The organism is Stappia sediminis (genome assembly GCF_009826895.1).
In the GTDB taxonomy this organism is placed as follows: domain Bacteria; phylum Pseudomonadota; class Alphaproteobacteria; order Rhizobiales; family Stappiaceae; genus Hongsoonwoonella; species Hongsoonwoonella sediminis.
The window spans coordinates 251,701-263,674 of record NZ_WUMV01000006.1 but is presented as its reverse complement, the minus strand read 5'-3'; the positions used below and the strand labels follow the sequence as shown (position 1 = coordinate 263,674).

Below are 11,974 nucleotides of genomic sequence, written 5' to 3'. Positions count from 1 at the left end.
GTCCCTTCGCGAGTGACCCGTCATGGTCAAAGTCGAAAAGCCGATTGCAACATGAAAACAAGGCAGATGCCGCCCGAAAGCAGATCGGGTCTAGTTTTGAGCGATCACCATGAGGGGGCGGCCGCCGCGTTCGTAAAACGTCATCCGCTGGCGGTTGCCGTTCACGCGAATGGCGGAGCGCAATGCACCAAGGAACCGGCGCTCCAGTTCGCCGCGCTTGCCCGAGCAGCCCCTGTTCGTGGCGACGACGCGCGAAACGCGTATGCGGGTACGGTCCTGCGAGAGGCGGCCGGCAATCTCGTTGCAGCCGGTAAAGGCGGTGAAGCGGCCCGTTCGCCCGACCTCGATCTTCGCGGCCTGGGCAAGGACCGGGGCGACGGGGGCAAGGCGCCCATCCTCTCCACGTACCATGCGAATTTGCCAGTTGCCGTGGAGCGAAGGGATCGCAGGCTTTCTGGCATGGGGCCTGCTCTGCGCCTTGACGAGTTCGAAGGTTTCCCATTCACCGATGTTCCTGCTGACTGCGGCAAGCAGCGAAGCGCGGCCGACGCCAGCCCGCACATAACGCCCGTTCCGGAGCGAGCGAAGCGCGAAACGGTGGCGGGAGAGAGGATGCATCTCGAAGGTTTCCCAGCCCTCGATGCGCGGGCTGCCGGCGGACAGAAGCGTACGATCGCCAACGCCCGCACGCACGAACGTATTGTTCGTCGGCACGCGAAAAGCGATGCGATTGCCGGAAAGGCGCACAAGTTCGAGCTTGGCGGCATTGCGCTTTTTCTGCGCGGTGGCGGCAAGAAGGCCCGCGCGGTCCACATCGAGCGTGACATAGCGCCCGCTTCGCAGCGACTTCAAATGAACGATGTCGGCGAAAGCCGGCACGGGCAAGCAGACAACGGCGAAAAGCGTCGCACCTAGAAATGCGGCAAGCCACTTCATTATTCGTACCTCCCTTCAGGCACCCGCAAGGCGTGCCCGATGCTGCAGGGATTTTCCGACAGGGAGTTGAACAGAGACTGAACGACGCGCGTGTCTCTGGCAGGGCTCGCGTTGCTTTGGTGAGGCTTGTGGGGAACTAACCGGTTCACGGTTTTCGTGACAGCGGGCGAAGATGACCTATCTTGGTCGCCAAGCGCATGAAATCGCTTGGTGAGTCCATACAGGGGAAGAGCCATACCTACCGATCGGCTAACCTTGACCGAGGCTGGACTGTACTGCCCCGCCGGCGGGTTCCATATCGACCCCGTGCGACCGGTGGAACGCGCGCTGATAACGCACGGCCATGCGGACCACGCCCGTGCGGGCCACGGCGCGGTGATGGCAAGTGGCGAAACGCTGAAGATCATGGCGGCGCGCTACGGCGAGGATTTCGCCGGATCGTCAGAGAAGGCGACAATGGGCGAAAGCTTGCGCATGGGCGATGTGGAAGTTTCCTTCCACCCGGCAGGCCACGTGCTCGGCTCCTGCCAGATCAGGCTCGATTTCTCAGGCTTCCGGATCGTCGTCTCGGGCGATTACAAGCGACAGGCCGACCCGACGTGCGCGGCCTTCGAACTTCTGCCGTGCGATATCTTCATCACCGAAGCGACTTTCGGTCTGCCGGTGTTTCGCCATCCGAAAGCGGAGGACGAGATTGCGAAGCTTTTGAAGTCGTTGCGGCTCTTTCCTGACAAGACGCATCTGGTTGGGGCCTATGCACTTGGCAAGGCGCAGCGGGTGATCGCGCTGCTTCGTCAAGCCGGATACGACAAGCCGATCTACCTGCATGGCGCGCTTGAGACGCTGTGCCGGCTATATGAGGAAGAAGGGGTGGAGCTTGGCCCGCTGGAGCCTGTCGGCAAGCGCGGCAAGGAACTGGCGGGCGAAATCGTGATCGCGCCGCCCGGCCAGCTAGCCGACCGCTGGGCAAGGCGCTTCGGCGATCCTGCGACCGCCCTTGCCAGCGGCTGGATGCGGGTGAGGGCACGCGCGCGCCAGCGTGGCGCCGAACTGCCGCTGATCATCTCCGATCACGCCGACTGGGACGACCTGTGCGCAACCGTCCTGGAAACGGGGGCCGAGGAAATATGGGTCACGCACGGGGCGGAAGAGGCGCTTGTCCACTGGTGCAAGACGGCGGGGCTGAAAGCGCGACCCCTCAACATGATCGGATATGAAGACAGCGGCGAAACAGCTGAATCAAGTGGAGCGTAAGCAGGAAAACCGTGATATTGCCGCAATTTCCGATACCTGTCGGAAAACTCGAGCATATCCTGCCAAATCCGGATCGGACTTGGCTACAAGGATATGCTCAAGATATTGATCCTGGAGCGAATTCTTGTCACGAAAGCGATCTCGCTTTCGTGGAAAGCGCTCTAGGCGGGAGGCGCTTGAGATGGAACACGAAAACATACAGGTCGCGGAAGACGCGTATGAAGAAGAGGCTCAGGCGGCGATCGCCGAACTCTTCGAGGCCTATCGCGCGGGTTTCGACGACTACGATCCGCATGCAATCGCCGATTGTTTCGCCTTTCCCGTAACCATCTGGCAATTCGGGCGGGGCACGCATTTCGCCGATGAGGAAGAGCTTCTGGAAAACATCGAGAAGCTCCTGGAAGCGCTTGAAAAGGAAGATGTTGTCCATTCCGACTTCGAGGTGATATCCGCACATGTCAGCGGAACGACGGCGCTCGTTTCGCTTGCATGGTCGCAGGATGACCGCGAGGACGAGCCGATCCTTGAGTTCACCTGCCATTACCACCTCATGCTGGAAGGCGAGGACTGGCGCATCGCGATGATCGTCAACGAGGCGTAAACGGGGACGGGCGGCAATGCGGGACTTCGCAAGACTGCTCGACCGCCTATCCTTCGAGCCGAGGCGCAATGCGAAGCTTGCCCTTCTGACCGATTATTTCGCCTCCACGCCCGATCCGGAGCGCGGGTTGGCGCTGGCGGCCCTTACAAATGAACTCGACTTCCGGCACGCCAAGCCCGCGATGCTGCGCGCACTGATCGGCAAGCGGGCCGACCCGGTGCTGTTTGCGCTCTCCTACGATTTCGTGGGCGACCTTTCCGAGACCATCGCACTCATGTGGCCGAAGCGGGAAGGCGTGAACGCGGCCCCGCCAAGATTGTCCGAAGTGGTCGAGACACTGGCGAAGGCCGGCAAGACGGAAGTGCCGGGGTTTGTATCCGGCTGGCTCGACACGCTGGACGAGACCGGGCGCTGGGCACTCCTGAAGCTCGTGACCGGGGGCATGCGCATCGGCGTGTCGGCAAGGCTTGCGAAAACGGCGGTGGCCGGCCTGGGGGTACTGTCGCCCGACGATGTGGAGCAGGTCTGGCATGGCCTCAAGCCACCCTATGAAGGCCTTTTTGCCTGGGCGGAAGGCCGTGCGCAGAAGCCGGAAACAGATGATCCGGCACCCTTTCGCCCGCCGATGCTGGCACATCCGATAGAGGAGGCGGATTTCGAACGTCTCGACCCTGCGCATTTCGCCGCCGAATGGAAATGGGACGGCATCCGCGTTCAGGCATCCGCCGGGCGGGAGCGGAACGGCGCGTTGAAACGCAGGCTTTTTTCGCGTTCCGGCGACGATATCTCCGCCGCCTTTCCCGATCTTGTCGACGAACTCGACTTCGATGCCGCGATCGACGGCGAACTTCTCGTCATGGTCGACGGGCGCGTTCAGTCCTTCAACGCGCTTCAACAGCGCCTCAATCGAAAAACCGTGACGAAGGCGCTGATGAAATCCGCTCCGGTCGGCATCCGCGCCTACGATCTCCTTTCGCTCGACGGAGAAGACCTGCGCGAACGACCGTTCGAGGAGCGGCGCGACAGGCTGGAGGGATTTCTCGACCGCCTCGCTCATCCGGCGCTTCATGCTTCGCCCATGGTCGGCTTTTCAAGCTGGGAAGAGCTTGCAGACGCGCGAGAAGACCCGGCGCAATTCGAGGCTGGTGAAGACGCGGCGGCGATTGAGGGCGTCATGCTCAAGCGCCGGGATGCGCCCTACGTTCCGGGCAGGCCGAAAGGACTTTGGTTCAAGTGGAAGCGGGATCCGTTCCTCGTCGATGCGGTGCTGATGTACGCGCAGCGCGGGCACGGCAAACGCTCGTCCTACTATTCCGATTACACGTTCGGCGTCTGGCGTGAAGGTGAACTCGTACCGGTCGGCAAGGCCTATTTCGGGTTCACCGACGAGGAGCTGCTCGAGATAGATCGCTTCGTGCGCAACAATACGCTGAACCGCTTCGGCCCCGTGCGTGAGGTTGTCCACACGAAGGAAAACGGACTTGTACTGGAGGTCGCGTTTGAAGGAATTGCGCGCTCGAAGCGGCATAAATCGGGCCTTGCCATGCGCTTTCCGCGTGTAGCGCGCCTTAGATGGGACAAGCCGCCTGCGGAAGCCGACCGCATCGATCTTCTTGAAGCTTTGGTGAACGAAGACGAGAAGGCTTGAAACACGGGCCATGCGCGCGCAGGGTAGCCGCCGAAAATTCTCAGCGGAGATCGCTCAATGCAGCGCGTTATCGATTATTACTTCACCCAGGTTTCGCCGTGGGCCTATATCGGCCACCAGGCGTTTTTGAAGCTTGCGGACGAATACGGTTATGCCGTGCGTTTCAAGCCCGTAAACCTTGGCCAGGTGTTTGCAGAAACGGGTGGGCTGCCACTTGGCAAGCGCCACCCCGCACGTCAGGCTTATCGACTTCTCGATCTGCAGCGCTGGCGGGAAAAGCGTGACCTTCCGCTGAACCTTCACCCCAAACATTTTCCGACGAATGCAGGACTGGCCGATCGCGTCGTGATCGTGCTTGCACGCGAAGGAGGGCCGATAAGCGCATTTTCCGATCGCGTCTTCCGGGCTTGCTGGGCCGAGGAGCGCGATATCGCCGAGCGTGACGTGCTGAAGGCGATTCTCGACGATCTCGGCGTCGATGGCGAGCAGATCCTGACCGCAGCGGACGGAAGCGAAATCGCCGAGCGATATGAAGCTCATCGGCAAGAGGCGGTCGAGGCGGGTGTGTTCGGCTCGCCAAGCTACGTCTGGAAGGGCGAAGTGTTCTGGGGACAAGACAGCCTTGAACTTCTGGAAGACGCGCTGAAAAGCGACCGGGAGCCCTATAGCGCGGAATAACCGGCGACAAATCGCCGCTCGCTTGATGCCCTCGAGCTTCAAAGCCGTTATGATTGTATCTCAATGGCTTGCCGCGAGGATACCAAGATGATTCCAAGGGTGATTGCGTTACTGCTTGGCATGCTGCTGGCGCAAACGGCCTTTGCCCAGGAAGATGTGCTCGACCGGGACCGCTACGGCCTGGAGGAAACGGACGGGGGTTTTCTTCGGGTCGACCGGGAGAGCGGTCTCGTTTCACTGTGCCAGAATGTGAACGACGCCTGGCGCTGCGCGCCCGTTCCGGATGCGCAGCGCGCGTTGGAAGACGAAATCGACGAACTCAGAAGCGAAGTCGAGAAGCTCTCCGCGCGCAACGACGAACTGGAGGCGAAGATACTTGCCATCAGCCGGGCGGCGGACGAGGCGCTGAACGGAATATCTAAAGAAGACGTGATGCCGAAGACGGACGCTCCCTCCGGCGCCCTGACCCAAAACGACGAAGAGCAGATCGACCGCGCGCTGGACTTTACCGAAAAGGCGATGCGACGGTTCTTCGGCCTGATGAAGGATCTGCGCGACGAATTCGAAAGTTCCGACCAGTAGGCGCCGCCGGAGAGCGCCTCCCTACGCGATTGACATTTCGGAGATCGACTTGCGGATGTCGTCTTCGAGCGGCACCGCCTTGCGTGTCTCAAGGCCCATGGTCAACGCCACGACATCGCAGATCGCCGCAAGCCGGCTCGCCCGCGCTTCGAACAGGTGATGGCGGAAGGTGAAGGTGGACTTTGCCGCCGCCACCGGGCCGCTGATGACGATGACCGGGTCTCCGGCCTTTATGGGCCCCGCCCAGGCGAGCTTCATTTCCACCGCGACACGGCCGAGCCCGCGCTCGGCGAGCCAGCGGCTGGTCATGGGGGTCAGGTTCCAGACATGCGGCGCGCCTTCGGTAAAGCGGGCCAGCGCCAGTTCATCGTCGGCGCGGCCGTCCGGCCCGAGATTTCGCGCCGTGATGGTCGAACGGTTGACGATCCTGGCCCCCGCCTTCATCAGCGCATCGGGATTGACCTTGAAGGAGGGTTGTGCGGCGGAGAGACCGCGCGGCAGCGCCTCGTCCGGCATCTCCCGCTCGAACGCCTTGAAACGGCGCCTCAACTCGCGGATGGCGGTTTCGGCAACTTCGTAGCCGTCGATCGCCGTCGCGCTGAGGTTGCCCTCGTCCGTGCACATCTCGTGAACCACGGTGAGCATGTGCGGTCCGTCGAAGGCGACGAACGAACGCACGATGAGCACATCCCCAGTCACGAGCTCGCTGTGATAGCGTACATGGCGCACACGGCGCGTGCCCACCAGCGCATCGCTCAGTCCCGTGACGAGGCGAAACTGACGGTCGGCCTCGTCGAAGCGGGAGAAATAGAACTGGACGTTGAGGTGGTCGTTTTCGTCGCACTCCCACCGGTTCACGAAGGAAAACAGCGTCTCCACGGCAGACATGTCTTCATTCCTTGTCTCCGGACGTGAGCTGCCCGGTGTGCACAGTGGTTCGTTATTCTTGCCAGCTGTTGATGCCGGTCACGATCTGCTCAAGCGCGACGTCAGGAACCGATCTATCGCTGCGTTGCTTTGTTCCGCGATCCCGATCGGGAAATGCTGGAACACATGGCACCCGCCGGGAAAGACCGCCAGCTCGCAAGCGTTGCCTGCGGCGCGCCAGCGGCTTGCCATGAAGAGCGTATCGTCCAGCAGGGGATCGCGCGTGCCGACAACGAAATGCGCGGGCGGCAAATCCGACAGGTCGGCATATAGCGGGGAGATGTCGGGGTTCGCCGGGTCGCCGCCACGCGTGAGGTAGTGGCGTGCGAACATTTCGATATCACGTGTGTTCAGCACGAGCTTTTCCGTACCCCAGGAGCGCACGCTCGGCGTCATCGTCAGGTCGAAGCAGCCGCAAATGAAGACGGCAGCCGAAAAGGGGGACCGCCCGTACGACTTGCGAAGCCGCAGCAAAGTTGCCGCCGTCAGATTGGCGCCGGCCGAATCGCCGCCTATCGAAAACCATTCAATGCCGAACCTGAGTGCCCCTTCGGACAAGAGCCAGAGAGCGGCAGCCTCGCAATCGTCAGGGCCTTCCGGATAGGGGTGTTCGGGCGCAAGCCGATAGTCCACCGAGACGATGACGAGCCCGGTGTTGTCGGCGATCTCGACAAGGCGGGGGTCCTGCTGGTCGGCCGCGCCGAGCGTCCAGCCGCCTCCGTGAATATGGAGATACGCGCCGACGGGCGCCCGCCCGCCAGGCGGAATAATGCGCAGGGGAATATCGCCATGCGGCCCGGATATCGATATCGTTTCCGCCCGCTCGCTCTTGGGCGGCAGCGGGAAGGGGCCGAGACCTTGTGCGCGCCGCTCGCGTATCAACGCCGGAGGATAGGCCCACTGATCCGGCAGTGCCGTAAGCCGGGCGACGAGTTCTGCGTTGAACTCTCTCGTCTCGGGCGAGATCGCCTCGTTCAGGAAAAGGTCAGGGTCAAGATCGGCCATGGCGTCGCAGTATCCAACCGTACTCTCGGGCCGCAAGCCCATTCGGCTTCGCGGCAGTCAAGTGTCTCCCCTTTGGTAACTTTCCACAAGTGCGGGGTTCAAGCCCGTGCCTTGCACATTGAGCGGACGAACCGCATAGTTTCCTCTGGAGCGCTTTCCAAGAAAGCGGAATCGCTTTGGTGGAAAATGGCACAGAATCAATGTCTTGAGCATATCCTTGTCGCGAAATCCGATCCGGATTTTGCGTGATATGCTCCGGGGCCAAAACCTGCGGGGGGTGGGGATCATGCCAAGGAGAGGCGGTGGCGCCGGTATTGGCGCATGGACGCTTGACGAGGAAGCGCGCGAACTCAAGCAGCATATGGGGCGGCTGCTCGTTTCAACGCAAGGGCGCTCCTTGCTGGGAATCTCGGCAAGTATCAATCAATGGCTGGCAACGGTCGATGCCTGTGACGGGCTGCTGACGCTTTTTCTTCGGCATACCTCGGCTTCGCTCACCGTTCAGGAAAACACAGACCCGGACGTCCAGGCGGATATCCTTGACGCGCTCGACAGATTGGCGCCCGCCGACTTCGGCTGGCGACATTCCCTCGAGGGGCCGGACGATATGCCCGCGCATGTCAAGACGGCGCTGACCGGCGTGAGCCTGCAGGTTCCAGTCGTCGACCGGCAGCTCGACCTTGGCACGTGGCAGGAGATCTATGTGATCGAGCACCGCGCGGTCGGCCATCAGCGCAGCCTTACCCTGCATTATCACGGAACCTGAGCGGGGAAAGCGCAATCCGCAGTTACCCCGTGGCCGTATTCTCAAGATATTGATTCTGGAGCGAATTCTTGATCCACGAAAGCGATCCCGCTTTCAGGACAAGCGCTCTGAAGCGCCGGAAATGAGAAGGGCCGTGCATGGAGATCATCATTCGTTCAACGCTTGCAGCCGCAGCAGTCGCGCTCGCACTGCTGATAATCAAGGCGTTCGCCTCGGGCGCGCCGTTCTGGGAAAGCTTCGGTGCGGTTGCGGCAAATCCATGGGGCTTCGTAGGCCTTGCAGACCTCTATCTGGGCTTCCTGGTTGCGGCGATCGTGATCGCAGTGGTGGAGCACAGCCGGATTTCAGCCGCCGCGTGGATCGTGGCGCTGTTCTTCTTCGGAAATATCGCTTCAGCGCTGTGGCTTGCGCTGCGCCTTCGGCGTCTGATCAGGCAGGCCGGCTCTTGAAGGAATCGGTAGCGGCAATGAGCGCTTCGGAAATGCCGGGCTCCGTTGCCGTATGGCCGGCGACGTCGATGATCTTCAGTTCCGCTTCCGGCCAGGCAGCCGCCAGATCGAACGCCGTCCGGGCGGGTGTTACGACATCGTAGCGGCCCTGCACGATGACGCCCGGAATATGGCGAATCCGGTCTATATTCTTCAGGAGTTGGTCGTCGCTTTCGAAAAAACCGCCATTCACGAAATAATGGGCTTCGATCGACGCGAAGGCGAGGGCGAAGTCGTCTTCCGCGAAGTGTTCCACGCGGGCGGGGTCGGGCCTTACCGAAAGTGTCGCCCCTTCCCATTGCGCCCAGCGTTTGGCCGCTTCGAGGCGAACATCGGCATCCGGTCCCGTGAGGCGGCGATGGTAAGCGGCGATCAGGTCTTCGCGCTCGTCTCGCGGAATGTGGTCGCGAAACAGGGCGAAGAGATCCGGGAAAAGCCAGCTTGCGCCGCACTGATAGAACCACTGCAACTCCGCCCGGCGCAGCGTGAAAATACCGCGCAACACCAACTCCGACACGCGGCCGGGATGGGTCTGGGCATAGGCAAGCGCAAGGGCGGAACCCCACGAGCCGCCGAAAACCTGCCAGCGCTCGATGCCGAGATGTTCGCGCAAGGTTTCGATATCGGCGACGAGATGCCAGGTGGTATTGTCCGCAAGTTCCGCGTGAGGGGTGGAGCGGCCACAGCCACGCTGGTCGAACACGATGATGCGATAGACGTCAGGGTCGTGAAAGCGGTGCATCGCCGGATTGGAGCCGCCGCCCGGGCCGCCATGCAGCATGACAACGGGTTTGCCCGCGGAATTGCCGCTTTCCTCCCAGTAGATTTCGTGCATGCCGCCAACCTTCAACCTGCCGCTGCGATGAGGGGCGATCGCTGGAAAAAGAAACTCCGACAATGGCTACACTCCGGCAGGTGGGATGGATTGGTAGCTCGTACGTCAAATCGATTTGGCGGCTGTCTTCGGCGGGCGGCCACGTATTGAAAACCTGTGTGCCCATTCGCCGGCGTGGAAGAACAATGACGCGAGGAAGCCGGCCGGCACTCCAAATGCCGCGCTGGCCAATGGCGAGACGCCGAGCAATTCGTCCATTCCCAAATACTCAACGCCTGCGAAATATCCGCCCGAACCGGCAATTCCGGCGACCATTCCGGCCAGGGCCGCGGTCCACGAAATGCCGCGTGTCCAGATGGACAGGACGAGAACCGGGAAATACCCGCTTGCCGCAAGCGAGAAGGACATGGCCACGAGTGTTGCCAGCTCCACGGGACGCTTGAGTGCGAACCAGCCTGCGAAAAGGCAAAGCCCTACAACGGCCAGACGGGCGGCGAAAACCTTGCGGCTTGCCGGCGTCATGCGATCGATCGCATGGGAATAAACGTCATGCGCGAGCGTGCCGCCCAGGATGACGAGCGTTCCCGCTGCCGTGGACAGCGTTGCTGCAAAGGCACCGATCCATACGAGACCGGAAAGTGCTGGCGGAATTCCACCGACGGCATTTCCCCACAAGAGCGGTTCTTCCGCCGTTGGCTGCCATTGGATTTGCCGGGAATAGACAATTGCAACCGCGAAAAACGCGGCGAGAAACGCAAGGCCCCAGGCGAAGGAACGACGGGCAACGCCGGGGCTTGCAGCGACAAGGCTGCGGGTCAGAATGTGAGGCAGACACGCGGTGCCCAGAAGAATGCTTGCCGTCAACGTTCCAAGTTCTACGAAGGACAACGATGAAAGCATGCCCTGAAATGCGGCCGGAAGGTATCTGGCGGCGATGCCGGCATCCGATACCGATGCGGCGAAAGACGAGCCTTCATCGCCGTTCAGCCACAGATAGAAGGCAGGCAGCGCGAACGCCGCGGCCAGGGTGACCGCCTGGGCCGCCTGTCCCCAGGTGAGCGAGCGCATTCCTCCCAGAAGAACAGTAAGCAGGAGGATGGCGAGCACCGAGAAAACGCCGGCTTGACGGGAAAGCCCGAAGAGCGCGCCGAACAGCCAGCCTGCGATTTCGACCTCCGCCAGAAAAAGCGGCAACAAAGCGCCAACGAGAACGAGCGCACCCAGAAGCCTGAGGGTGCTGCTGTTGTATTTTCGGCCGAAAAAATCGGGAAGAGTAAGAGCTTGCGTACGTCTGAGGTAAGGCGCGAAGACAAAGCCGGCCAGATAGAGACCGCCGGTCAATGCAGCAAGAATGAAATAACCTTCCGCTCCCCACAAACGCAAAGCGTCCGCGAGCCCGATGAAAAGCGAACCGCCGATGATGCTGGCGCCGATGGCAAGGCCGTTTAGCCCGGCAGGCACGTTCCGGTCGCCCACGAGATAGCCGTTGGGAGAAACCGTGCCATAGGCAAGACCTACGAAGATGAAGGCGACAAGGGGGCTGGCGAACATCACGAAGCGAATCAGCGTTTCCGGCACGCCGAGACGGTCCAGAGCCGCAAGCACCGTCATGAGTGCCACGAGCCCGGCTGCGAATGCCACATAGCGGCGATTGCTCGGAGCTTGTTCGACGGGGCCAATGATCTTCACGATTCGGCTTCTCCCTTGCCGGGAACGGCGAACGGGCCTTCCCCGGGCTCGTCGGCGATCAGCCTGTCGATATATTCAAAAGTCGTGCAAAGACGGAAGGAAATGAGCGTAAGGACGCCCATGCACAAGATTGCGGCGCCCGCCTCATCGATCATGAAGCCTGCGATTTCGATAGGGCCACGGATGATGACCGAAGCAAGCGGCCCGATACCGGCCACCAACAAGAGGGCAACCGCAATCAACGTCAGCAGCCTCGTGCGGGTGCGCCACGCAGCCCGAGGATTGAAACCTAATCGTATGGTCTGGGCCATCTCGTCCTTCCCACCGTCCTCCAGACCTTTTACCGGCACCTTGGCGATGCTTACAAGGATTACGGCTTCATAGCCGCGAAGACGACAGGCATTTGGCGCAGTCGTCCATGCTTGTTCAATCCGCTTTTGCCTGGACCGGGATGCCTCGGCGCCAAGCCGGCGGCGCACAGCTTGCCGCAGGCCCGCATTCGGTGCACTCTTTTGTCGAGGGGAATTCCGTCTTTTATGAAGACGGGACGGGCAGTTATACTCGC

At 61.4% G+C, this 11,974-nt stretch carries 13 protein-coding genes; 7 read left to right on the top strand and 6 right to left on the bottom strand.

Annotation, left to right across the window (positions count from 1 at the left end; all coding sequences use genetic code 11):
• Nucleotides 1-90: 90 nt before the first annotated feature.
• Nucleotides 91-936 (bottom strand): META domain-containing protein, encoded by an 846-nt coding sequence (locus GR183_RS13465; RefSeq protein ID WP_160776157.1) that lies wholly within the window; start codon nt 934-936, stop codon nt 91-93.
• Between the two features lie 255 nt (nt 937-1,191).
• Between GR183_RS13465 and GR183_RS13460 the strand changes: the two genes are divergently transcribed.
• From GR183_RS13460 to GR183_RS13440, 5 genes are all read left to right on the top strand, one after another.
• A complete protein-coding gene (locus tag GR183_RS13460) occupies nt 1,192-2,190 on the top strand; it encodes a ligase-associated DNA damage response exonuclease (RefSeq protein WP_376765772.1) in 999 nt (332 codons plus the stop codon).
• A 181-nt stretch (nt 2,191-2,371) separates the two neighbouring features.
• Entirely contained in the window at nt 2,372-2,791 is a 420-nt protein-coding gene (locus tag GR183_RS13455) for a DUF6841 family protein (RefSeq protein WP_160776155.1), read from the top strand.
• Nucleotides 2,792-2,807: 16 nt separating this feature from the next.
• The gene (locus GR183_RS13450) at nt 2,808-4,439 is read left to right on the top strand and encodes a cisplatin damage response ATP-dependent DNA ligase (RefSeq protein ID WP_160776154.1); all 1,632 of its coding nucleotides are present in this window, start codon (nt 2,808-2,810) and stop codon (nt 4,437-4,439) included.
• Nucleotides 4,440-4,496: 57 nt separating this feature from the next.
• Nucleotides 4,497-5,117: a 2-hydroxychromene-2-carboxylate isomerase gene (locus tag GR183_RS13445; RefSeq protein WP_160776153.1), complete on the top strand. Its 621-nt coding sequence runs from the start codon at nt 4,497-4,499 to the stop codon at nt 5,115-5,117.
• An 87-nt stretch (nt 5,118-5,204) separates the two neighbouring features.
• Entirely contained in the window at nt 5,205-5,699 is a 495-nt protein-coding gene (locus GR183_RS13440; RefSeq protein ID WP_160776152.1) for an aspartyl-phosphate phosphatase Spo0E family protein, read from the top strand.
• 21 nt (nt 5,700-5,720) lie between these two features.
• Here the strand turns inward: GR183_RS13440 and GR183_RS13435 are convergent, their stop codons facing one another.
• Nucleotides 5,721-6,587, bottom strand: a complete 867-nt coding sequence (locus tag GR183_RS13435) for a thioesterase family protein (protein ID WP_160776151.1) — start codon at nt 6,585-6,587, stop codon at nt 5,721-5,723.
• Between the two features lie 78 nt (nt 6,588-6,665).
• Nucleotides 6,666-7,631, bottom strand: coding sequence for an alpha/beta hydrolase (locus GR183_RS13430; RefSeq protein ID WP_160776150.1), 966 nt, complete (start codon nt 7,629-7,631; stop codon nt 6,666-6,668).
• A 286-nt stretch (nt 7,632-7,917) separates the two neighbouring features.
• Here GR183_RS13430 and GR183_RS13425 point away from each other — a divergent pair, with 286 nt between their 5' ends.
• A complete protein-coding gene (locus GR183_RS13425; RefSeq protein WP_208999853.1) occupies nt 7,918-8,397 on the top strand; it encodes a secondary thiamine-phosphate synthase enzyme YjbQ in 480 nt (159 codons plus the stop codon).
• Between the two features lie 137 nt (nt 8,398-8,534).
• Nucleotides 8,535-8,846, top strand: a complete 312-nt coding sequence (locus tag GR183_RS13420) for a DUF1475 family protein (protein ID WP_160776149.1) — start codon at nt 8,535-8,537, stop codon at nt 8,844-8,846.
• Here GR183_RS13420 and pip read toward each other — a convergent pair.
• The 3 genes from pip to GR183_RS13405 are packed head-to-tail and all read right to left on the bottom strand — an operon-like array spanning nt 8,827 to nt 11,720.
• Nucleotides 8,827-9,783 carry a prolyl aminopeptidase gene (gene pip / locus GR183_RS13415; protein ID WP_202396084.1) on the bottom strand — a complete coding sequence of 319 codons (957 nt, stop codon included), beginning with the start codon at nt 9,781-9,783 and terminating at the stop codon, nt 8,827-8,829. The two genes, GR183_RS13420 and pip, sit on opposite strands and share 20 nt — an antisense overlap.
• Nucleotides 9,784-9,825: 42 nt before the next feature.
• Nucleotides 9,826-11,409, bottom strand: a complete 1,584-nt coding sequence (locus GR183_RS13410) for a sodium:solute symporter family transporter (RefSeq protein ID WP_160776148.1) — start codon at nt 11,407-11,409, stop codon at nt 9,826-9,828.
• The gene (locus tag GR183_RS13405; RefSeq protein WP_160776147.1) at nt 11,406-11,720 is read right to left on the bottom strand and encodes a hypothetical protein; all 315 of its coding nucleotides are present in this window, start codon (nt 11,718-11,720) and stop codon (nt 11,406-11,408) included. The genes GR183_RS13410 and GR183_RS13405 overlap by 4 nt, the downstream gene beginning before the upstream one ends.
• Nucleotides 11,721-11,974: the final 254 nt, after the last annotated feature.

What these genes read in the sequence shown, in the direction of transcription:
- GR183_RS13465 (WP_160776157.1), bottom strand. Translation starts at nt 936, where the DNA reads ATGAAGTGGCTTGCCGCATTTCTAGGTGCGACGCTTTTCGCCGTTGTC.
- GR183_RS13455 (WP_160776155.1), top strand. Translation starts at nt 2,372, where the DNA reads ATGGAACACGAAAACATACAGGTCGCGGAAGACGCGTATGAAGAAGAG.
- GR183_RS13450 (WP_160776154.1), top strand. Translation starts at nt 2,808, where the DNA reads ATGCGGGACTTCGCAAGACTGCTCGACCGCCTATCCTTCGAGCCGAGG.
- GR183_RS13445 (WP_160776153.1), top strand. Translation starts at nt 4,497, where the DNA reads ATGCAGCGCGTTATCGATTATTACTTCACCCAGGTTTCGCCGTGGGCC.
- GR183_RS13440 (WP_160776152.1), top strand. Translation starts at nt 5,205, where the DNA reads ATGATTCCAAGGGTGATTGCGTTACTGCTTGGCATGCTGCTGGCGCAA.
- GR183_RS13435 (WP_160776151.1), bottom strand. Translation starts at nt 6,587, where the DNA reads ATGTCTGCCGTGGAGACGCTGTTTTCCTTCGTGAACCGGTGGGAGTGC.
- GR183_RS13430 (WP_160776150.1), bottom strand. Translation starts at nt 7,631, where the DNA reads ATGGCCGATCTTGACCCTGACCTTTTCCTGAACGAGGCGATCTCGCCC.
- GR183_RS13425 (WP_208999853.1), top strand. Translation starts at nt 7,918, where the DNA reads ATGCCAAGGAGAGGCGGTGGCGCCGGTATTGGCGCATGGACGCTTGAC.
- GR183_RS13420 (WP_160776149.1), top strand. Translation starts at nt 8,535, where the DNA reads ATGGAGATCATCATTCGTTCAACGCTTGCAGCCGCAGCAGTCGCGCTC.
- GR183_RS13405 (WP_160776147.1), bottom strand. Translation starts at nt 11,720, where the DNA reads ATGGCCCAGACCATACGATTAGGTTTCAATCCTCGGGCTGCGTGGCGC.